This window comes from Halobacillus sp. GSS1 (assembly GCF_017307035.1).
Lineage (GTDB): Bacteria > Bacillota > Bacilli > Bacillales > Halobacillaceae > Halobacillus > Halobacillus litoralis.
In genome coordinates, this window is sequence record NZ_JAFLHE010000004.1 from 39,431 (window position 1) to 62,291 (window position 22,861).

Here is a 22,861-nt window from a genome sequence, read left to right on the forward strand (position 1 = left end):
AGTGCGTTGTAGTTTAATATATTCTGAAATGGAGGATCATTATGGAGCCAGTGGAGTTTGAAAAGGAGTGTCTTATAAGAGACGAGTATGGACAGCAGATCGACCAACTGAAACCAGGGCAAATTGTTATTGGAAGAGAAACCTCATATGAAGAGAGTAAAATCAGGGTAGACCTGCAAACTGTCGATCAAAATGATGTTTTCAGAGAATGGGAATTTAAGTTATATGCTGACTACAAAGCACTTGGTCAAGTGTTAACTTATGTCACTCAAAGAAAATTGGAAACAAACTTTGATACGGAAGTAATTGGAGTAATTGCTGCTTTTGAATTCCAACCTGAACTAGTCAAAACTATTCGTGTTTTGAATTTAGCTATAGAACTAGTAACTGTTCCTAACTGGTTGGCGAATGCTGGAAAGGTCTTATCTGGTTCAGGTTCAGGTGCTATTGGACAGGCAGTGAACTTTAAAAAATACGATTTACAGGAGGTAATTAATTAATGAGAACTTTCTCACATCAAAAGGTTATCACAAGCGACCAGGTTCCTAAATTTGAAGAGTATAAAGGTATGCGTATTGTTGATTGTTTCAATGATGAAGAAGCAGAGGATAATTTTCAAAACGTGAGGTACTCATTTCAACAGGATCCCACCAAGTACATCCCCTTGACTGTTACTATGACACGTAAAGGAACTCCTGCTGACTACCGTTTAGTTGCTTTTTCACATTTATCTCTTCAACAATTTGTTGATGTCGTGAAATACGATCCATCTGATCCTCACTCTATCAAGGGTTACGATTCTGCAGAAATGAGAGAGGCTCATGAACAAACACAGAGTGACTTTAAAGGGCAGAAAATGAAAAATATGCATAACTTCAAAGAATATATTTTAGAAGGGATTCAGGGGATCCGACCATTATATTTGCCAACAATCTGTGGGTGGCAATCCGAAGAGTATTTCGATGATACTGTATTCGTATCATTAGATGGTAATAACCCTAATGCTCTTTATGGACGCCTTTTCTTACCTAAAAAAGCAGTAATGCAAGCAGATGGACAGACTCAGACTGCTGCTTTATTTCGTGCTGCAGATACTAAGGAAGCAAGGGACTCTGGAGAAATTGATAAATTAACTGTAACTTTAGAGATCGAGTTGAATATGAATGAAACAATGGCGGGTAATAGTTTTGCTGATAGAAATGGTAGAGGGACCAAAAAGAACTTAAATCTGGTTCAAAAGTTAGATACATCTTCACCGCAAAGTAAGTTACGTCTTCAAGTAGTTCCTGGAACCGTTTTTGAAGGAAGGTTAGCGGATGGTCGTACTACTGGAACATCTGTAACTGCAACGGCAAATATTATCGACTTAAATACACTTGCTCAAATTTTCATGGAAGTTACCACTAATGGGAAATTCAAGCCTTCAGATTTAAAGCATCACCATATTCAACATGTAGAAAAATATTGCAAAGAGTTTTTAGAGATATTAGGAGAAGAATTTGGACAAGATTGGAAACATCCTATACCAAATCCTAAAAAAGAAGATACCTATCGAAGACTTTATGTTCATGGATGGCCGTTTGCATTAAAGGCACTGGCAAAGGTGTACTTTAATGCTAAGGTCGATGAGTTGACACCAATTGTTAATGCAATGTCTTCTGAAAAAAATAATTCAAATAAACTGTTGAGTGCGGAAGATAACTTCAACCGTTTATTAGAAGAAGAAAAGGAAAAAGAGAGCGCTACGCCAAAACTAACTATTGAAGACTTTAAAGAGAGATTACACAAGATTGATTGGTTGCGTTATCGTAAGCATTGGATTGATATTACAGGTCATTCAGTCGATAAGAACGGAGAGAAAAGAACATTTACACTTAAAAGTACCGGGGAAAAACAAGTGGTCGCTTTAGCTCAGAATAACGCCAACTTTATAAATGCTGTTGCAAATAAAATAATGTCTGATAAATGGTCAGACCTATGTAAGAAGGAAAATGAACCTCTAACATAGAAAAAGAATTTTTTATTTAAGAGGAAAGGATGGGGATTATCCCCCATCCTTTTTAATACATGCATAAGCTAGTTAATAGTAAGATTTTCCCACCTTACTTATATAGAATAATTTTGTTAAGGATTGGACTTTATGATTATATTCACCTCTCTACTATAAGAAATGTTAAAATGAGGTGTATTATTTGTTTGGAAAATAATGAATTAATTACCATTAGAAACGGGGCCTTCTATTGATTAATGATTTAGAAAAGATATCAAAGGTGAAAGGGAAAACTATAAAAACTGCTATACAATACTTTGAAAAGAAAAGTGATTATGAATTCTATCTAACAACTGAAATCACTTTCTCAAATAATCAAATGCTTTTTTTGAATGATAAGAGTAGCTTCCCTTATCAATTTAAAGTTGTAAATAGTGATAGGGTGATAAGTAGAGAAGGTCTAGTGGGAAAACACATTCCAATAAATGGGAAAGTGATAGAAACAGCAATTCAAATTACGGAGGGAAATAGAGGTGAGTTTTCAGATGCTCATCTTATATTTAATGATGCTACTGTATGTAGTATTGCTCTTTGGGGCGACGGAATTGAGAATGATGAAACTGTATTTTATATATCCCAATTTGATGAATGGTTAGAGTGTACTATCGACTTTAATTTAAATGTCTATGAAGTAGAAGTCTTAGAAGAAAAAAAGGACAATATTACTTTAAGTATAGAGTTAAATGATGAGTCCATTTTTAGAGTAGAAGTTTCTAGAGAGAAAAATGATAATCTCCATGTTATTTCAATTAAGAATGAAGTAGAAAGAGATATATATGGTGTTATTCCTGGTTCCAATAAAATAAACGTTTTAAAAGAATTAGTGGAAAATGAATTAAATAGTAGTAGCTATTTTAAAACCGAAATCTTAGGGTAATTGCAATATGAAATGACAGTGATACAGGTGAAAACTTGGAAGTAGGCGAAATGCCTCCCCATTTCTTACCTTTCTTTTTTCTTATGATCCTTGGATTAATAGTTTCCCTAGAGCATTGGAATTTTATTCTGACAAACTGATTAGACATGGTGATTCTTAAAAGACTAGAAAGTATCTCGGGGTCAAGTCTTCAAGTAATGGGAGACGATTGCTCAATAGTGCTTTAGCCCTTTATTACTTATGCACGAAGAATATCTAGGCATTAAGCTATCTAACTAATGGAACAGGATAGATGAACAAAAGCATGAAATTTTTAGGTTGGATAGATCTCCCGTTAAGCTATCAATAACAATGGACGTCAAAAGAGTAAGTTTAATAAAGGGTATGTTAAATACAGATGGTCATGAGTATTTAGCTCAGTTTCGAGTCTTAAACAAATGGGGAAGATAGTTACATAGCGATATGTATAAAAATGGAATATATAACAATTAAAAGGATGGCTCTATTAGATGGGAATTGCAAAGCAGGTAGATGTGAGATTTCCTAATGATGCTGCTGTTCACCCGTCAGGCGCAAGAAAAACAAATCAGAAAGCAAGACCAAAAAGAGCAACCCGATAAGGGTTGCTTTTTTTATTGAAACTTCTCGCTGGAATCTTTGAACATCGCAAAAACTTCTTTAGCACTAAGTCCTCTTTTCGCATATTCATCTAACCGTTCACCTATCGTTTCCGGAGATAAATCATTCACTCCGTCATCGAACACTTCAGACAACGTAGACGTAATCTGCGCGTTCTCTATAATAGAGCTGCTTATATCCATTACATCCTGATCTCCATTCTTGTCATTAATGGTTCTATATGAGTCCAACTCAACCTGAATCAGAGCTACGGCCAAAGCTTTCATCTCTTCGTTCATATCAGACACTCCATTCTATGATTTATGGTGCACCTCTATTGTGTTTCACTCATAACAGCAGGTGGAAAAACTAAATAAAAAACAGCTCATTAAGGGCTGCCATTTATCTCTGCTGCATCTGCTTCAAGTCTCGCAAGTATCTCTTCCGCTGAATTACCGTTCTCTGCTTGTGCAGTCAATTCCCAATCAATATAGTCCTGGTGGAGAGCATTGTCTAAATACTCTCTTACCGCTTCGCCTACATCAATGGATTGTGCAAACTCATCCACTATATCATCTAAGTCCCATTCCATTCTCGTAGTTTTTGCATGAAAATTAGTGATGTTTATACTGAACTGAATCAACTTTATTACCGCATTTCTTTCACTCATTTTTATACCCCCATATAATTAGTTGCTTTCATTATAACTTACCTTTCAAGATTTCGAATTCTGTCCGGAGGCACGGTTTTTGAAGTTAATAAATCTGTAAATGTAGATAGCTACCAAATCATTGAAGAGATGAATGTCATTTGTCCATGTGCTGCTCCACTTGGTGGGGTGGGATGTAAAGAATCTCCTTTGTGGTTAGAAAACATTATTCGAGGTTTTGGAGGTCCGCGAAAATCATGTTCTTAATTTATTGCTAGAACCGGAAGGAAAATTCGTTCATTTAGGAAAAGCACGATTTTGTCTGTTTATCTTTATAAAGATAAAAGGAAAGTGGTCAATGTATAAAATGAAGTATTTATATTTCATACATTAGACGGTTAACTGTCGGGATATCTGCAGGTGCCCATTTGAGGTTATTAAGTTCTTTTATAGTCACCCACCGTAATTCTTCATGTTCAATGGCCTCAGGTATGCCAGCAATAATTTTAGCTTTATATGTAGAAAGGTTTATAATGTTGGAGTCACTTTCCTGAGTGGTTTCTTCAACTCTCGAGTGGACAACTATGTCACAATTAAGTTCTTCTTTTATTTCTCTCTTCAGTGCTTCCTCTGGTGTTTCGTTTTCTTTAATTTTGCCTCCTGGAAACTCCCAATGGTGAGCAAGTGACATATTTGCACTTCTTAAAGCGCAAAGGATATAACCATTACTCATAATGACAACTCCCACAACATTAATTATTGGCTTCAATACTAATTCCTCCTAGTAGCTCTCCACAATATGCATTTTTTAGATCTTGAAGTTTATTCACCTATTTTATTAGTTAGAGTATTTTCTTGCTCTGAGATTAATTCAACTATATACTTGTTGAATTCTTTGGCATCTCTACTGTAATGAGCTTTTCGATGGCAATTAGGACATATAGCAGCTACGTTTTCAGGGTGATCAGGGCCGCCATCCGAAAGTTTTTGGAGATGATGTACTTCAAGAAATGGACTTCCATCTTGTGTTTGAAAGGGAGCGTCTTCTTTACATGCTTCACAAATTCCGTTAGCCCTTTTTAGAGCATATTTTTTAATTGCTGCTGCTCTCTTTCGAATAATTGTTTTGCGTTGTTGGTAGGTTGTATTTTGGTATTCATTTACATTTTTTAGAGCCATGTTACGCAAGTCACTTAGATCATTTGAGGCTATTGTGGGTTCTGTGCTATTACTATCATTATTTATTTTCTGTGTGGTCTCAAACTCAAAGACAATCATCTTTCTATGATTACCTTCTTTATCGTTACCTGTAATAGTATGATATCCAATGTTGGTAAGTTGGTCTTTAAATTCATACATTCCAGAAGGGGATGCTTCTGTCTTCTCGAATAAATAAACATCTTTCCCGTTCTTAATATGGTCTCTTAGTGCTTTGTTTCCCTCTTTAAAAACTTGGTCCCCAGATTGTCCTTCACCTGTATAAAAGAAGGTATTGGCATCTTGCCAGCCATCTTTATAACCGTAGTCTTCTCCAGATTTTCCAGAAAAGATAAATATCATTGGATGATTCTTGCAGGCTGATATTCCTCTTTGTCTATTACCCCCAAAATTATCATGAATGTCAGAGCGTTTATATACTTGTCCTCTGATAAATGAATATATGTTTGTTGGTTCTTTATAATTTCGTAGTCCCCACTTTCCTGATCCTTTTTCATCAGTGGCGTATATTAAGTCAGTTTCATCACCGGGAGTACCACGAAAAATTTCACAATCACTTGAGTGCAAATAAAGGTTTTTCCTAATTTGTGCTTTCCAATCTGTATATGAATTTAATTTGATTGTATTTCCATTTTCTACCTCTTCATATATTTCATTGAGTGATCCTTGACCGCCCAAATTATTTAAGGATGTTATAACTGCTTTTATCCATTTATTTTTTTGAGACATTGATACCTTCTCCTCTCTGTTTATCTAGCAATACATTAATTGTATGGATAATTGACACGAAATGAAAATAATATAATGAAGAAACTCTATATAATTTTTACAATTTGGGACAGTATATGGGGCGGGATTTGATGATTTTTGCCCCATTTTTATTTTTAGATATCCACTTTAACCATATAGAAAGTTGATTTAATAGTATTCTGTACTAGTCAATCTTGTGCAATCGTACCTACTCCAATTGCCTTCTAAGTTGCTGCTCGAAAAATATGATTATTGACCAAACTCGTCCACAATCATATATTTCGATCATTATAAATTCTATAGATAAATCATAAAACACAATAATGGAGGGGTTTATAGTGAATAATCATAATTGAACTTTATAGGTGATCGTGCTGCCAGTGTAGAGTCGAATACCACAATATTAATCACCTGTGATACTCTTTTAAATAATGTTATAATTAACCATAATATCCCAGATGAATGATTTCTTTAAGTTCAATACAAACAGGTTTTTGAATGATATAAGCATAATAAGTCCAATCAAAGAATGTGCAGGACAACCTCCTCATGTCTTTAGAGAAACTATTGAAGTGGACTGAAAAAGTTATATAGGCTTACTTTTTTCTGAAAAAGATTCTGTTTATTATATCGCAGATAAGAATTGGGAAATGAGAAGAATAAAAGGGAGGATAGTTTATACATATCCTACTCCCGAGAGAAAAAAATTGAAGAACTTTGTAAGAAAGAAAGTTAAGCATAATAGTTCATTAATATATATCTTACTTTAATTTATTACTTGCTGAATGGGGTTATCTAATTAGTTTCCTCATAGAATCAGAGCGATCGTACCAAATATGATAGGTGGTATATAGATATGGCAAACCTTAGCTTTAATGAAAAAAAATACTTTGAGAAAATTTTTCAAATGGAAAGTGGTTATGTTTTAGATTTTTCTAATAGTACTTTTCAAGATTTTATTTTAGATTCATTAAATGTAGATATTTACCAGAAATATCAATATAAGTCAAAAGCTAAACTTTTAAGACATTTGATGTTAGATTTTGATGACATTAGAGTTGGGAAGCTTTTGTTGGAATTACTAGAATATAAAAGATTACATTTGAAGATTTCGAGCGACGAAGACGAAATTTTCTACAATTGTGTTGATATCGCAAAGAGATTAATGGGGAAATCAGTGGAAACGAAAACATATACGGATTTTGATTTTAAAAGAAGTATAGAGTCTTTAAATAATTTAGCAAAAATAGAAAATAGTCAAGAACGAGGATATGCCTTTGAAGAATATTTAAATGATTTCTTCAAAAAAAATCATTTAAATCCTAGAAAGAGTTTTAAAATAATTAGTGAGCAGATAGATGGCAGTTTTATATTTATGAATGAAATTTATCTATTAGAAGCAAAGTGGACAAAAAAATTAGTAGATAAAGGGGAGTTGGTGATATTTAACGAAAAAGTTTCTTCTAAATCACGCTTTACCCGGGGATTTTTTATAAGTTTTTCGGGTTTTTCCGAAGAAGCATTAGCGGCATTTAGTTCAGGTCGAACTGTAAATATTGTTTTGATGACTATACAAGAATTAGTTTTATCTTTAGAGAGAGAAATTGACTTTAATCTTGTGTTGGAAAAGAAAATACGCGCGCTTGCAGAAGAAGGGAAATTTTATAAAAACATTATAGAATTATTGTAGATGTACGCTACAGGGAATGTGAAATTTAGAGGTGCTTCTTGTTATAAGGATAGAAACTTACTCAGCATTCCATTTTTGTATCACATACACTCGGCAAATGTGGGGTTGAAGTAAGTAACCATAAAATGACATGCTTTTTGGATACTATTTCTCTCTTCTGATTATATTCTGTTATTCATGATAAGGGAGGGAAGTCTAACTTAATATATAATCGACTTGAATTGGAGATTATTTTCCATTATTTATCTTGGGGAACCTATGTGTGGGCTGATGTAATCACATCATCCCCTATTTTATGAAAAGATGACGAGCAAATGCTCGTCATCTTTTTTGCGCTATTAATTGTTTTATTTTTAGCACAGCAATATTGTAGCTGGATGGAGGGTAGTAGTTTTGGTGCCTGACCTCCACTTCCCTAGAGTGTTAACGGGGTGGGGAACAGGTACGCTAGCCTTTGTAACCTGTTACTTATTTCAAGACTTTATTTAACTTTTTAAATTACTTTAAATTTGCAGGAAATTAACTCCTTTTGCCGAAATATGGAAGATGAAGGAGGTGAAATTATTGAGTTTATCTAATTCAGAAAGATTGATTCTCCTAAATCAGTATTCAATTCTCGAGAAGTTAGATCCTGATTATGAAGCATACTATGGACTAAAAAAAGAGATTGTAGAAAATGGATATGTGCAAGATTATGGAGAGTTATATCAAACTTTGGCTGAAGAAGTTGAAGAGATTACAACCAAAGAAGTATGGGATATTCTTCAAATGTATAGGTCCATTACTTTCTCTTATGACAAATTAAAAGATAAAGAGGGGTTAGAGAAGACCGATATTAAATTTCGAGGTTTTGATGGCAACAATGAAACAACACACATGTTTTATACAAAGTTTGTACTTCACAAGTTAGACAGGTATAAGGAACTTTGGGATGATGAAAAATATCCTGATTATAACACTCATTCTCCACGACTTGAGAAATATAGGAGGATGTTAAAGGTTTGGAAACTAGAATCTGACAGATATGATAGCCACTTAAGTGCACAAGAAATTAAAACAATTTTAAACGCATAAGAATTAAAGCATTAATATAATATGGGGGCCTGCCCCCCTTACTTTCCTAAAGTTTTTTCCTGCGGAGTCAGGCGCCGTTATTAAATAATTCACCGAAAAAAAGAATCGCTTTTCATGATGGGAAACCGTATAGAAAGTAAAAAGGAAGCCTTATTTATTAGATGATAGAAGAATGAGGGGGTTATATAATACAATGACTATTGATAGAAAGGCAAAGTTGAGAGACTTGGAATTCAGAAATGATAAAGGGGAAAGTGTCCTTGATTTAAAAGAGGAATATATGAAGTTAAACTATCTGGATATTGACGAAGATACTATCGTTTATAGGGTTTTTTCTTTAGAAAGGTTCCTACAACTTTTACATACAAATAAGCTAGTTTTAGTTAAACCGAAGTTATGGGAAGATCCATATGAAAACTTCTTTTTAAATTCTAAAGGTGTCCTCCCTGATGGTATAGAAGTGACTTTCGAACCAATGAGAGAACAATACTATGGCCAATGCTGGACACTTGAAAGTGAATGCGATGGGTTATGGAAGACATATTCACCCAATCACACGGGCATAAAAGTGAAGAGTACGGTATCAAAACTTATGAACGCCCTTTATGACGTAAATAACCCCTACCATCAATTATCATATTTTATCGGAAAGGTACATTACGTTAGTAATGAAAGAATTAGTGATTTATTCAATAACATAACTCCTTTATTATCGTCAGGAAACGAATTGAGCATCCCTAATACTTTATTGACGAAAAGAGAGGCATTTAAATACGAGAATGAGGTAAGGTTATTGTTTAAGGCCCCCATAGAAGATGAAATTGATTCTTCCATGGTTAGAAACAAGTGGAATATCAAAAAGGACATATTTAGTATCAATGTTGACCCAAATGAAATCTTGGAAGAAGTAACATTTCATCCAAGAATGAGTAGAGATCTTTTTTGTTCTTTAAAAGAAGTGATAAACACTCTAGGTTTCAATGGAAAGGTTAGTAAATCCTCTTTGTATGATAAACCAAATTTTCGTGGGGAATTCCTTAAAAATGAAAAATAATTTAATGAATTTTAATAGACACTGGGAAGGCTAAACAATTTTTAAATAAGTCCATAGGAAGAAACTTTCACCCAAGGAGGAAAACTATGGTGAAACGTAGCAGATCATTTGAAAATAAAAACCTATTGAAAGAGAATACATTTCAAAGATACGTTTATGAACAACTATCATATAGTAATGTTGATTTATTACGTGAATTATTCCCAACTGGCTATTTAGATAATGGTAAAAATATAAAAGTTATAATACCTGAATTTCCTTTACAAGAGAACCACATTAATCACATTACTGATTTTAAAGTAATCCTTAGTGATGGTAGCTCATTTAACATTGAGGTTGAGTGGTCGGTGAGTAAATTTAAATCACACGGTAAGGAAGTATATAATCAATATTACGCTAATGGTAAAGGCTTCATCATTACATTGGATAACGATATCTCACTTGACTATATAAATCCAGATAGCGTTAGTGTTATCGATCCTGAAAAGCTATCATATTGGTTCTTACATAGAGCTAAGCACATCGTAGATAGTACAATCAGTAATCATGTTACCGACTATAATTCAAGGACCAAAAAATATTGGGTAGTTTATCTTTCTAAAAGTGGAGGAAGTTACAAAGACTTTATAGAAAAAGGTAAAAAGCACAAAAAATGGGCTTTCAGATATCCAAGTGTATCCAAGAAGTATTTAATGAAGAATATTTTTGAAATAATGAGTGGGGATATTGTTATATTCATAACAGGTAAGTATATTTTGAACAGGAAATTTGTACATGGTAAATCTTTTTTTACTAGTGGAAAAATTGTAGAAGTTAAAAATGGTTATTATTGTGATTTTGATGATGAAACATTTGAGAAGGAAGAGTGGAAGCGATTAAAGGATACGCTTCCTAAAGCGCGGTATGTATCGAAGAAAGAATATATGCACTATTTTGACTTTAAATATCCATTCAAAAGAGAAGAATTTGGTCTCTCTGAGGATGAAGTGAGGATTCCTTCATATTGCAAAGAAGAATATACAAAGATGAATCGCTTAGGGTTATTAAAAGAATGGAATGGGTTTATAGATGGTGTGATGGAATCACTAAATGGCTCAGGTGGACCAGTAGAAGTATCAGTTGATCAATTTAATGCTTTTTTATCACAATATAGATTATCTGAATCAGAATGATATTTTCCCCCTTTCATCATAGCTTGAGAGAGGAATATCGGAAAAGGGAAAGTAAAATGAAAAAACAAAATGGGATTCCAGCTATTTAAAGAAACGGTTAATATTATAATGAAATTTAATAGTTACCATTTATCCAATTGGAATATTAAAAGTGGGCTCTCAATTTTTAAGGGCTCTTTAATGTATGCCGACTTGTTAACCAAATTCTTCTAATAAGCTTCTAATTAATCTGCTTAAACTCGTATCAATCATGTGAACGTGGAGTTCAATAGGCTTTATTAGTACACTTTAATAGAATTACCTCAACAATTGCCTACTTTGAAAAAGGAATGGAATGAAGTGTGTAAGATGTCTCGTATTATAATGGAGAAACTCGAAAAAATATGTGGAGATGCTCTTGGGGCATAAATGGGGCAGAATTTTATTATTATTGCCCCATTTTCATCCGAAGAGATTATAATTAACACTTTTGCATGTTGATACAATAGGATTTAGTCGTAAATTATTGTTATTAGTCCTGCGTACCCCAACAGCCTTCTAAGTTGTTGCTCGAATAATATGGTTGTTGACCAAACTATGGATTTTGAAAGTAAAAGCCGTTGATTTGTTTGGGAAGTCTAATATAGCTTGCCTTTGATTGGAAATACACCTGGCTCCGTCGAATTTGACGAAACCAGGTGTATTAAATTAGTGTTTGTCCTCATTCATATACAGCTCATCCATAATTAAATCTCCTTGGCCCAAACCTTCTAAATACCCCTCATAAGTAAGAGCTTTAACTTTCAATCGATTAATCTCATAATCCAGATCACCAAAATACATATGCATCTCTTTTAGGACCTGCTTCAATTCATCGTTCAAATCCTGCTCCACTAAAACCTCTTGCCACTTGTCCAGGTTTTTCATTGTATTGTTCATTTGTTTTTCGCCTCCTTACTTTATAATCGTTAGTTAGGAGGCATTTGGTGTCATCTTTTGAGAAATTTGTTTTGTGAATTTTATGTAAACTTGGTTAGTCTTCACTCTTAAGCTCAAAATCCTCAACATCTTCACTAAATTCCACAGGCATCCCCATAAAGTTCATCGACATGATGAGTGGGTCTCCCTGATCATCCAGAGCAGGTCTGTACCTTATCTGGTCTCCCAGCCATTCTTCGTTCATCTTTATTTTTGTAGCATCATCATTATAAAAGATGGCTAACTCTAAATCCTTGAACATCTTCATTAAAACCCCTCCAGTTTACTAATCATTAAGTGTATTATATATAACAATAACAGAACAAGTGTTCCTGTTTAAGGGGAGGGAAACTAATAATTGGATTTTTATGTAATGCTCCAGGTCAAAAAGCGTCTTGAGATGTTTCTTATTGTGGTAAAAGAAACATCACGCTAGAAGAGACATCTGGTAGCTGATATGATCCTTACGATCTTTAATAAATTGTAGAGATGGTAAAACAAGTGTGGAAAGAAGATGAGCGCATAGGGAAGCCTATCCTGGATGAGCAGCAATAGGAAGATATTTTGGGTTGGTCATCAATAAAAAGCTGTACGTTGGGTTCAAAAAGTTGAGCATATGATTTGTTACTTTCTAATTTGGATATCCAGATATCATTTACTAGCTTGGTGTCACTATAAAAATGGCATACTTTTTGACATACTTTCTCTCACTTTTGTTTATTTCCTTTCATCAAAGATAATGGGAATTAGCCTAATTCTGCTGGTAACTACAGATAATTTGTACTTTATTTTTCTTTATTTACCTCAAAGAACCTATGGGCGGCATGATGTAATAACGCTCAAACCACTTATGTAATAGGTTTTTTTTCTGCATTACAAATAAGTTTTGACTGGATTCTTCTATAAAAAGTTTGAAACACACAAAAAAGTCTGGCTGGAAACTCTTCAAGTAATGTATAAATAGTTAGTAATTAAAGGACTACTTCCTAAATAAAGGAGGTAGTCCTTTTTTGCTTTTAAAATTTGCATTTCAGGTTTTTTAGAAGACCGTAAATTCTAGCCAACAGAAAAAATAGCAGATATTATTAATATCTAAAGTCCCCATAGCCGAATGGTTGAAAGGGACTAATGCACACCTCTTTTCCTGATAGTTCTTTTATTAGTTTTTGTTTAAAGTAAAGAATGTATAACTTTTGACAATACTACAGCCCTTGATGATGTGGTATTGTACCTGTATGGAGACGAATATTCTACGACGAATTTTCTTTGATGAACATCAACATTGAGAAGCCTTTAAGAACAAATATGGAGCTAAGATCCGGCCAGTCGTGCAAAAGAAAGTGGAGAAGTTTCGAGATTGTGGAAATTTTAAAAAGGGTTTTAAGCTTTTAGTACATGAATAGATACACTAAACATACTGTAATACGAATTGAGGTGACCGAGTGGATCGTACAGAGGACTTGATTGAATTATGTTTATTAATGGGGAAGATCATGCAACAAAATGGAGCGGAAACCTATCGTGTGGAAGATACGATGACGCGGATTGCCCAATCTTTCGGACGGGATGAATCCCAAAGTTATGTAACACCTACTGGGATTATGTTTACGATTAGCCCTGGTGCCCATGCAAAATTAGTAAGAGTTTCGGCACGAGAGACAAATCTCGAGAAAGTGAACCTTGCGAATAATGTCTCCAGAAAGATCGCAAGTGGGGAAATGTCTACTCACGTAGCGTATAAAGAGCTCAGAAAGATTGAAACCAGTCCTACAGACTATTCCATGCTCATGCAAATCATCTCTGCCACGTTAGCGAGTGGTTTCTTTACTATCATGTTTCAGGGGAGCTGGTACGATTTCCTGCCAGCCTGCTTAGCAGGAGGACTGGGGTTTATTGCATTGATTAACTTTATTCGATTATTTGAAATTAAATTCGTTGCTGAATTCGTTGCTTCGTTGTTGATCGGTTTTACAGCCTTCTCCCTTTTTTCATTCGGTATTGGGAAGGAAGTTGATAAGATCGTTGTCGGTTCAATCATGCCGTTGGTCCCTGGTCTGCTCATCACCAACGCTGTAAGAGATTTGATGGCAGGTCATCTTATCTCAGGACTCGCCAAGGGGGCGGAGGCTTTTTTAACGGCTTTTGCAATTGGGGCAGGTATTGCTGTTATGTTTGCACTATTTTAGAGATCGTGAGGAATGACTATGTGGATTGAATATGCCATAGCAAGCTTTTTTGCATCAGCTGCCTTTGGAATCATCTATCAGGCGCCAAGAAATACGCTCGTCAAATGTGGTCTCGTCGGCATGGTTGGTTGGATGATTTACGCATTCTTAGTATGGAAAGAAGTCGACACTGTCCCGGCTACACTCATCGCCTCCTTTGTTATTGCCCTGGTCAGCCAGACGCTGGCGAGGAGATTCAAAACGCCTATGATTATATTTAGCGTACCAGGGATTATTCCTCTCGTACCAGGCAGTCTCGCTTATGATGCGATGCGGAACTTTGTACAAAATGACTACAGCGCCGCTATCTCTATTGCAGCGAAAGCTTTTATGATATCCGGTGCCATTGCATTTGGGCTCGTGTTCTCGGAAGTGCTTAACCAGATTATAAAAAAGATAAGACAAACAAAAGCCCAATTGAGGTAATGGATGAACCTCACTTGCGCTAATAGTAGATGCTTCTCACTAGTGAACTTCACTAGTGAGAAGCATCTTTTTTGTGAACTATTATATTTTCTTACTATTCATCGCTTGCGTATGAAGCATTGCCTCCATTTACCCCCCTATGCTAAAATGAAAGCAATTAAATCAGCATTCCTTATATATATGTGGAAAGATGGCCCACACGTTTCTACCCAGCTGCCGAGAAAAGCTGGACTATAAGGAGAGAACCGCGCGGCGAGACCTCTTTCCTTTTTCATTTACGGGAAAGAGGTCTTTTTTTTTCGTGCATACAACGAGAGGTGGAGATGGATGATGAAGAATGTATATTTGAACCATGATGGTGGAGTCGACGATCTTGTGTCGCTTTTCCTTTTATTACAGATGGATGATGTGGAACTGACAGGGGTGGGCGTCATTCCTGCCGATTGCTATTTGGAGCCTGCTGCTTATGCGAGCCGTAAGATCATCGATCGGTTCGGACATGGGAAGTCGGTCGAAGTTGCGGCATCGAACTCGCGCGGGGTGAACGCTTTTCCGAAGGACTGGCGCATGCATGCGTTCTACGTGGACGCCCTGCCTCTGTTGAATGAAAAAGGGAACATCGATGCACCGCTTGCCTCGATTCCAGCTCACGAGCATTTGATTCAGACACTCCGTAAAACGGAGGACCCGACGACGCTCGTGTTCATCGGACCGCTTACGGATCTTGCCCGCGCCCTGGCTGAAGCACCGGATATTGAAGGTAAGATCGAGAAATTGATCTGGATGGGCGGTACGTTCCTTGAGGTTGGAAACGTTGAAGAACCGGAGCACGACGGAACAGCAGAATGGAATGCCTTCTGGGATCCTGAAGCGGCGAAGCGTGTCTGGGACAGCTCGATCGTCATCGACTTGGTCGCTCTTGAGAGCACGAACATGGTTCCGTTGACGCTCGACGTCCGTCAAAAATGGGCATCACAGCGCGAAGATCTGGGCATTGATTTTCTCGGTCAGTGCTATGCGATGGTTCCGCCGCTTGTCCATAATCAGACGAACTCGACTTACTTTTTGTGGGACGTGTTGACGACGGCGACGGTCGGCAATGAAGGGCTCGTGAAGAAAAGAACAGTGAAGAGCATCGTCCATGACTCTGGGGTGAGCCAGGGAAGAACGGAGTTGTCTGAGAACGGCCGTAAGGTTAATCTTGTGTATGAAGTGAACCGTGATGAGTTTTTTGAATACGTGACAGAGTTATCAAGACAAGGTTGATTTTTGACTGGAACATACTTATATTGATCAATGTGCTATTGATTAAAAAAAGTATCTTTGTTTAGTTGAAATGGTTGATATATGAAGAAATTTAGTTTCTGTTTTAAGCAATTTTAATCAATAAGTGGGTAGCTAGAGGTAATTACGTCATTCCCTATGCTATAAAAAGATGGCGAGCATTTGCTCGCCATCTTTTTTTGTAATTCTTTACTCCTTAACAATATATTATTTTAGTGAATTGAGAGCAGGCATTTTCAATTTATTATTATAATCCTCTCTCTTCATCATGTATCTAAAATTCAAATAGACTTGTAAACTTTTCTGTACTTTTATTCAAATTTATTACTTCTATAAAAGGGGAATGAAACGAATGAGTGGAATGCATAGAGTAGAGAAAAGCTTTACAGTTCACATAGATTATTAGGAGGGATCAATGGATGGATAAAATAATCAGCAAGGCGATTTCCGTATCTACGGACCCGGAACGAATAGACGAAATCATAAAACAAGCGAAGAAAAACAAGGCAGCGATTGATAAGAATCAACAGCTCTACTTTGATGAAAGTAAAAACGAACAAACGAAACAAGAATATTATGCGCCTGTTGATTTTTCGGATCCTGCCAACAGCACGGCAATAGAAAAGGTTATGGAATTAATTCAGTCGACACATAACAACTATTTGCACTACGACCCGAGCTCATACGTTTATCCTTGGGTAGACCTGCGACCGGATGGCAAGCTGCAGAGCATCTATTCAGGAGAGGTAAGAGAACCGGAGGACGTCATCCAGGAAGATTATGCTGCTTCCCAAAAACGGGAACAAAAGATAAGAGCGAACAAAGAGGAGGAGAATCTGCTGCACGTGATGGCAGAGGCCGTTACCGCCTTTAAATACAATTGTGAACATGCCGTTCCTCAATCCTGGTATGACGCGCAGGAGCCCATGCGGGGGGATCTGCATCATCTATTCACTTGTGAACCTCTATGTAATTCAATCAGAAGTAATTTTCCTTATCATGATTTTCATGATTATCCGGCTGGACAAGAGGCAGGGGTTCTTCGAATCGAGGATCAATGCGGGAAAGCAGAGGATGAATTATTTGAACCGGAATACGCCAAAGGCACGGTGGCTCGAGCGATGCTTTATTTCTTGCTGAGATATCCGGATGAATTGGATTCAAATCATAGAGAAAAGATCGATGTGGATCTTATGCTTGAGTGGCATAGGAATGAACCACCTGAAATCTATGAATTTCACCGGAATCAGGCGATTTTTGAGCTTCAGGGAAATCGGAATCCGTTTATTGATTATCCGGTTGAGATGGCTCGGTTATTCAGTCATAAACAAAGATCATAGATAATGTTCCATATATGGTGCCTGCCCTGCTAATTACGGGGCAGGCACTTTTACATATCGAGGTTTCCAGATGTGGATCGACTTTCATAGTAATCTTCTATAAAAACGTTGATCCACAATAAACCCTTTCTACTGACGAGATGGTTATTTCCTCTAAAAAGAAGGACTGCAATAATAAAATCCAACATTTCGCCATGTCGAGCACATGATTCTTAATTTTCAGATTGTTTATTACAAATCTCCCTACGAACGTACAACTTTTTTCGATATACTAGAAATATAAGCGAGGGATGAACATGCGAATAAAGTCTCTAATTAGAACACTTATCCTACTTATGCTGGTGGGGGCTTTCCTAGCGGCGTGTGAAGATATGGAGAAAAATGAAACCGGTTTCCAAGAAGCGGAAAAAGCTGAAGAACAACCGATCACTCGTGATCAACCTGGCTGGAAGGTGGATACCTCCGCGATCACCTTTGATTGGTATGTGAATTTTTCCTGGTTCACTACGCAGTGGGGGAACAATATCGTTTCTGATTATATCACTGAAAAAACAGGAGTGAAGATTAATTTCATCTCCCCTAAGGGCAATGAAAATGAAAAAATAAATACGATGATTGCTTCCGGTTCTCTTCCTGATTTTATAACCATCGGCTGGTGGGAAGATGGAGCGAAAAAGATGATTGAACGGGATCTGGTACGACCTTTAGATGAACTTGCTGAGGAGTACGATCCCTACTTTTTTAAAGTGACGGACGACTCAAAGTTGGAATGGTATAAGCAGGAAGACGGTCACGTGTACGGGTATCCCAATGCTTCATCGTCTCCGGAAGATTTTGATCGATACAAAGGTGTGAAACCATCGAATCAAACGTTTTTAGTACGTAAAGACATGTATGAAGCTTTAGGACGACCGGATATGAGAACATCTGAAGGGTTTTTGGACGCCTTAAAAGAAGCACAAGAACGATTCCCTGAAGTGAATGGTGAACCTCTCATTCCATTAGGGCTGCATGAATTCACTTCCGATGGTAACGATTCATTAGAAGAGCACCTTCAAAACTTCTTAGCGATCCCTATGGAGCAGGAAGGGGAAATTTATGATAGGAAAACCGATCCTGAGTATATCGAATGGTTAAAGACATTCAGACGAGCCAATGAGATGGGGCTGCTTTCCAAAGATATCTATATTGATAAACGTGCTCAAATGGAAGAAAAAATCTCGAAAGGCCGGTATTTTGCCATGCTTTATCAACGGAGTGATATGGAGGCCCAGCAGAAAGAGCTATATGCGAAGGATCCAGATTCCGTCTATATAGCGGTGGATGGTCCGGCTAATGCTGATCTCGATGCTCCTACCCTCCCGGCAGATGGAATTTCAGGATGGACCGTTACGCTCATATCCAAGGATGTGAAGGATCCTGAACGGGCGATCCGTTTTCTAAGCTATCTTATTAGCGATGAAGGCCAGAAGGATGTTTTCTTTGGTAAAAAAGGAGTCACGTGGGATCACGTCAATGGTGAAAAGCAATTCCTCCCTGAGGTGCTCGATCAACTTCAATCTGACCGCGGGTCTTTTAACCAGAAATACGGAGCTTCTTATACGTATTGGATGCTGATGGACACGAATAGATACCTGGAATGGGCCCCGGACCCGGTGGCTCCACTTAAACAATCTATAGATTGGACAAAAGGAAAAACCGTCAATTTTAGTAGATTTGAAGGTATTGAACCTACCGGGACATCAGAAGCGGGAATTGCTGCGAGTAAGATTGAAGAGGAATGGGGACGGATACTGCCGCTGTTATTATTAGCTGAATCGGAAGAAGAGTTTGATCAGCTTTTTCAATCCTTCTTAGAAAAGCGTGAGGAATATGGGCTTTCTATAGTGGAACAGCATAGACAAAAAGTTTACGAGGAAAATCAGCAGAAATTAAGCAGGTAGGATTCATTTATTGGAAGTGGGGAGGGGAAAGGACATGGGTGCGAAGTGGAAGAAAATCTTCAAAAGGATAGGAGGATGGATGAGTCAACTTTCCCTCCATAAAAAATTGGTGGTTCTCTATGTAGTGATTATCTTAGTTCCCATTCTGATCTTCACTTGGAATATTTCTAAGAATAGGTTTGAGTCATCGATTTATGATGCGAAAAGAGAGAGTGAATATTTAGTAGAACTCGAAAAAATGAACATCGAAGAGAATAAGGAAAAGATTCGTCGGACCGCACAGATTGTGGTAGCCAATCAAGAGCTTACCGAGTTTATCAGCCAGAAAGAAGAGCAGGAAGTAAAACAGCTTCTTGATTTTAAAAATGAAACGTTCTCTGATGTTTTACAGTTGAAATACAATAATCCAGCCATTGAAGATATCAATGTTTATGCGGCTAATGATCAGGTGAAAGAAATGTGGCCGCTCATTTATGATGAACGGCGGATCGAGAATTCAGATTGGTTCGGGGAACTTCTCGAATACGAGGGTACAGAGATGTGGAAACTGAATCATCAGGAGGACGCTGGGAGTGAAGGGGAAACTCTTCAAGAACCTCAAAAAATATCCTTATACCGGGAACTGGAATACCCTAAAGATGAGCATTTAGGTCTTATTAAAGTGACGATGCTTTTAGAAAACTTCTTCCCGAAAGTGTTTAACCATGTAGAAAACCTGGAGTCGCAGATGTTTGTCCTTGATGCGAATCGTGTTTATTTTGAACAATCCCAGTCCTTATTGAAGGACATCAACATGAGTCCACAGGAATTAAAGGAGAAGTTTGATCAGAAAAATACCAGTGACTTGAATCAAACAATGGTGTACCCGAATGAAGAGGTACCGTTTCTTATCGTATCTTCTTATATAGAAGACCTGGGCATTCACCTGATGCACGTGAAATCTCTAGAAAAGACTTTTATGGAAAGGGATCAACTTCGAACGATGATCATCCTGGGAGCTCTTTCGCTCATTTTTCTCCTTTCCTTAATCACCCATGGATTAGTCTCGCTCATACTAAAAAAACTCCACCTTCTCATCGAATCTATGAAAAAAGTGGAGAAAGGAGATTTTACGGTTGATGTAGATATCCAGAGTGGTGACGAAATCGGCAGGTTATCCAATCACTATCGCAATATGTTAAGTAAGATCAACACGTTAATTGCTGAATCGGTCAATAAAGAAGCGGCCACGAAAGAAGCAGAGTTACATGCTTTGAAAATGCAGATTGATTCCCATTTTCTCTATAATACCTTAGAGAATATAAAAATGATGGCTGAGATTGATGGGAAATATGATATTTCTGATGCCTTAACATCATTAGGGGAAATGATGCGCTACAATCTTAAATGGAAAAAAGACTTTGTCTCCTTACAGGAGGAAGTCAATCATATACGCAACTATATTGAGCTGATGAACATACGTTTAGATCACCGTTTAGATCTACAGGTCGATATTCCCCCTCATTTGGAAGGGCAGGAAGTGCTGAAGATGACTTTTCAGCCGATTGTGGAGAATTCAGTGAAGCATGGGCTTCAGCATATCCTGAACGAGAGAAAAGGGATCATTTCCATCCGGGCCTATACAGAAGGAAAGGATATAAAAGTGGTCCTCACAGACAATGGGGACGGGATGGAACGTGAAACCCTTCAAAATTTAAGGGTCTCTTTATCAGAAGGGACAGATACGACTGAGACATCGAAGCGAATGAAGACAGGGAGCGGCATCGGGCTTTACAACGTTCATGAACGTGTTCAGTTGTATTATGGTAAGGAATATGGATTGACTATTAATAGTAAAGAAGGGCACTACACAGAGGTGATCGTCACCGTACCATGTTTAGTCATTAAAGAAGGGGGAGGGTTATCCGCATGATGAAGGTTGTTGTGGTAGATGATGAACGAATGATCCGCTTAGGGATAAAAGCGATGATTGAAAGAAAGTTTACAGAGACGGACATCATGCTTGCAGCAGATGGTAAAGAAGGCTTGGAATTGTGTCGAAATCATCCGATTGATCTCGTGATCACCGATATAAAAATGCCCCATATGGATGGGATTCAACTCATTGAACATCTGCATGAAAGGGAGACCCCTCCGTTGGTGATCATTCTGAGCGGTTATGATGATTTTTCATATGCCAAGCAGGCCATTCAATTTCAAGTGATGGACTATCTGCTGAAACCTGTTGATCGTAATGAATTGTTTGCGTTGATTCACAAAGCCAAAGAAAAACTGGAGACGAAATTATCTTTACAGAAAGATGAGGATGAGTACCTGGTCAACCAATTGAATTATATGTTACTCAATCCAAAAATGAATGAAGAAAAAGTGGAAGAAGCTGTTCGGAAGTTTCAGCTCCATCAGTATTCTTCCGGCTTCTATGCTGGGGTCTTCCAGTGGAAGAGTCACCAAAGCACTTTGACCAGGGACGATTTCTTTCAACACATCGTGAACCAGGTTCAGAAGTATGACGATGTTTCTTTATGTTTCGTGGACAGTTATGAAAACCTTGTTGTATTTACCGAATGCCTGGAGGGACTCTATGCGGTTTTTGAAGAAAACCCATTCGATATAGCCAGTCATATAGCAGCTGGCATCAGTGATCAACATGTTTCCATGGGAAAATTAGTGGAGGCCTATGAACAGGCGAAGGAAGCATTAGCCTATCAATTTATCTTTCCTCACCAAAAAATCCTCACATATGGACAAGTAAAGGCTAAAAAAGATGATTGTACGATGGTGAACAAACCATTGATCCAAAAGATTTTCAATATGTTAGGAACAAATCGAAATGATGAAATCAGGTTATCGTTAGTTCACCTTTTTAATATAGAAGAGGTGAAAGAATGTAGAATCTCCTGCTTAGAAGAACTGAATGACGCGATTAACAGGGACCTTTTTGATCAGGCTTTTAATCAGATTGGTATGGAATCCATCGAAGTTTTTAAGCTTTACGATCAAGTGGGGGATATGTCCAATTTTGAGAATGTGTATGACTATTTTCATGCGGTTGAAAATTTGACAATACGTCTCCATGAATATATGAAGGAGATGAAAAGCGTGTATTCGGGAGAAACCATCCTGGATAAGGCCATAGCCTTCATCCATGAAAATGCCCATAAGGATTTGAATATGGCCGTCGTTTCAAACCATGTCTCTTTAAACTATTCCTATTTCAGTCATGCCTTCAAAGACTATACGGGAAATAATTTCGTCGATTATTTGAAAAAAGTCCGGATCGAAAAGGCTAAGAAGTTATTAGCTGATCCCAACCATAAGATTTTTGAAATAAGTGAACAGGTAGGATTCGGTAATTCCAAACAATTTTCGAGAGTTTTCAGGGATTTGGAGGGAGTTTCTCCAAAGGAATACCGGGAAAAATTGAATACAGAACGTACTTTTTATTGAGTACTCCGGGCTTGTGTTCCTGACACAGGCCTTTTTTTGTGCTCTTTTATGCTTGTACACATCTAATCAAGAAAGGAAGAGACGGGT

At 37.2% G+C, this 22,861-nt stretch carries 20 protein-coding genes, 1 pseudogene and 1 riboswitch; of the genes and pseudogenes, 15 read left to right on the forward strand and 6 right to left on the reverse strand.

What is annotated here, in order from left to right; all coding sequences use genetic code 11:
* Nucleotides 1–41: 41 nt before the first annotated feature.
* The 3 genes from J0K78_RS10535 to J0K78_RS10545 all read left to right on the forward strand — a co-directional run bounded on the left by J0K78_RS10535 (nt 42) and on the right by J0K78_RS10545 (nt 2,927).
* A complete protein-coding gene (locus J0K78_RS10535) occupies nt 42–500 on the forward strand; it encodes a hypothetical protein (RefSeq protein WP_206946790.1) in 459 nt (152 codons plus the stop codon).
* Nucleotides 500–2,008 carry a DNA sulfur modification protein DndB gene (locus J0K78_RS10540; RefSeq protein ID WP_206946792.1) on the forward strand — a complete coding sequence of 503 codons (1,509 nt, stop codon included), beginning with the start codon at nt 500–502 and terminating at the stop codon, nt 2,006–2,008. Before J0K78_RS10535 ends, J0K78_RS10540 begins: the two co-directional genes overlap by 1 nt.
* Before the next feature lie 232 nt (nt 2,009–2,240).
* Nucleotides 2,241–2,927, forward strand: a complete 687-nt coding sequence (locus J0K78_RS10545) for a hypothetical protein (RefSeq protein WP_206946794.1) — start codon at nt 2,241–2,243, stop codon at nt 2,925–2,927.
* A 632-nt stretch (nt 2,928–3,559) separates the two neighbouring features.
* Here the strand turns inward: J0K78_RS10545 and J0K78_RS10550 are convergent.
* The 4 genes from J0K78_RS10550 to J0K78_RS10565 all read right to left on the reverse strand — a co-directional run bounded on the left by J0K78_RS10550 (nt 3,560) and on the right by J0K78_RS10565 (nt 6,141).
* Entirely contained in the window at nt 3,560–3,844 is a 285-nt protein-coding gene (locus tag J0K78_RS10550; protein ID WP_206946796.1) for a hypothetical protein, read from the reverse strand.
* Between the two features lie 89 nt (nt 3,845–3,933).
* The gene (locus J0K78_RS10555) at nt 3,934–4,215 is read right to left on the reverse strand and encodes a hypothetical protein (protein ID WP_206946798.1); all 282 of its coding nucleotides are present in this window, start codon (nt 4,213–4,215) and stop codon (nt 3,934–3,936) included.
* Nucleotides 4,216–4,570: 355 nt separating this feature from the next.
* Entirely contained in the window at nt 4,571–4,963 is a 393-nt protein-coding gene (locus tag J0K78_RS10560) for a (deoxy)nucleoside triphosphate pyrophosphohydrolase (protein ID WP_206946800.1), read from the reverse strand.
* Between the two features lie 53 nt (nt 4,964–5,016).
* Nucleotides 5,017–6,141, reverse strand: a complete 1,125-nt coding sequence (locus J0K78_RS10565) for an HNH endonuclease (protein ID WP_206946803.1) — start codon at nt 6,139–6,141, stop codon at nt 5,017–5,019.
* An 877-nt stretch (nt 6,142–7,018) separates the two neighbouring features.
* On the opposite strand from J0K78_RS10565, the gene J0K78_RS10570 reads away from it, so the two are divergent.
* From J0K78_RS10570 to J0K78_RS10585, 4 genes are all read left to right on the forward strand, one after another.
* Nucleotides 7,019–7,852, forward strand: a complete 834-nt coding sequence (locus J0K78_RS10570; protein WP_206946805.1) for a restriction endonuclease — start codon at nt 7,019–7,021, stop codon at nt 7,850–7,852.
* Nucleotides 7,853–8,416: 564 nt separating this feature from the next.
* Nucleotides 8,417–8,926, forward strand: coding sequence for a YfbU family protein (locus J0K78_RS10575; RefSeq protein ID WP_206946806.1), 510 nt, complete (start codon nt 8,417–8,419; stop codon nt 8,924–8,926).
* Nucleotides 8,927–9,119: 193 nt separating this feature from the next.
* The gene (locus tag J0K78_RS10580) at nt 9,120–9,980 is read left to right on the forward strand and encodes a DUF2971 domain-containing protein (RefSeq protein ID WP_206946808.1); all 861 of its coding nucleotides are present in this window, start codon (nt 9,120–9,122) and stop codon (nt 9,978–9,980) included.
* Between the two features lie 86 nt (nt 9,981–10,066).
* Entirely contained in the window at nt 10,067–11,152 is a 1,086-nt protein-coding gene (locus J0K78_RS10585) for a hypothetical protein (protein ID WP_206946810.1), read from the forward strand.
* Between the two features lie 687 nt (nt 11,153–11,839).
* On the opposite strand, the gene J0K78_RS10590 is transcribed toward J0K78_RS10585, so the two are convergent.
* Entirely contained in the window at nt 11,840–12,070 is a 231-nt protein-coding gene (locus J0K78_RS10590) for a hypothetical protein (protein ID WP_206946812.1), read from the reverse strand.
* Nucleotides 12,071–12,164: 94 nt separating this feature from the next.
* Nucleotides 12,165–12,377 carry a hypothetical protein gene (locus J0K78_RS10595; protein ID WP_206946814.1) on the reverse strand — a complete coding sequence of 71 codons (213 nt, stop codon included), beginning with the start codon at nt 12,375–12,377 and terminating at the stop codon, nt 12,165–12,167.
* A gap of 967 nt (nt 12,378–13,344) precedes the next feature.
* On the opposite strand from J0K78_RS10595, the pseudogene J0K78_RS20330 reads away from it, so the two are divergent.
* The 8 genes and pseudogenes from J0K78_RS20330 to J0K78_RS10630 all read left to right on the forward strand — a co-directional run.
* Nucleotides 13,345–13,509 (forward strand): annotated as a pseudogene (locus J0K78_RS20330) (IS91 family transposase); the annotation flags it as partial.
* 42 nt (nt 13,510–13,551) lie between these two features.
* Nucleotides 13,552–14,295, forward strand: a complete 744-nt coding sequence (locus J0K78_RS10600; protein ID WP_206946816.1) for a threonine/serine exporter family protein — start codon at nt 13,552–13,554, stop codon at nt 14,293–14,295.
* An 18-nt stretch (nt 14,296–14,313) separates the two neighbouring features.
* Nucleotides 14,314–14,760: a threonine/serine exporter family protein gene (locus J0K78_RS10605; RefSeq protein WP_206946818.1), complete on the forward strand. Its 447-nt coding sequence runs from the start codon at nt 14,314–14,316 to the stop codon at nt 14,758–14,760.
* 152 nt (nt 14,761–14,912) lie between these two features.
* Nucleotides 14,913–15,014, forward strand: a riboswitch (purine riboswitch).
* Between the two features lie 73 nt (nt 15,015–15,087).
* Nucleotides 15,088–16,026: a nucleoside hydrolase gene (locus J0K78_RS10610; protein ID WP_206946820.1), complete on the forward strand. Its 939-nt coding sequence runs from the start codon at nt 15,088–15,090 to the stop codon at nt 16,024–16,026.
* A 437-nt stretch (nt 16,027–16,463) separates the two neighbouring features.
* Complete coding sequence (locus J0K78_RS10615; protein WP_206946822.1) at nt 16,464–17,384, forward strand: endonuclease; 921 nt, start codon at nt 16,464–16,466, stop codon at nt 17,382–17,384.
* A 296-nt stretch (nt 17,385–17,680) separates the two neighbouring features.
* Nucleotides 17,681–19,327, forward strand: a complete 1,647-nt coding sequence (locus J0K78_RS10620) for an extracellular solute-binding protein (RefSeq protein WP_206946824.1) — start codon at nt 17,681–17,683, stop codon at nt 19,325–19,327.
* Nucleotides 19,328–19,361: 34 nt separating this feature from the next.
* Complete coding sequence (locus J0K78_RS10625) at nt 19,362–21,239, forward strand: sensor histidine kinase (protein ID WP_206946826.1); 1,878 nt, start codon at nt 19,362–19,364, stop codon at nt 21,237–21,239.
* Entirely contained in the window at nt 21,236–22,774 is a 1,539-nt protein-coding gene (locus J0K78_RS10630; RefSeq protein ID WP_206946828.1) for a response regulator transcription factor, read from the forward strand. The genes J0K78_RS10625 and J0K78_RS10630 overlap by 4 nt, the downstream gene beginning before the upstream one ends.
* The last annotated feature ends 87 nt before the right edge of the window (nt 22,775–22,861 follow it).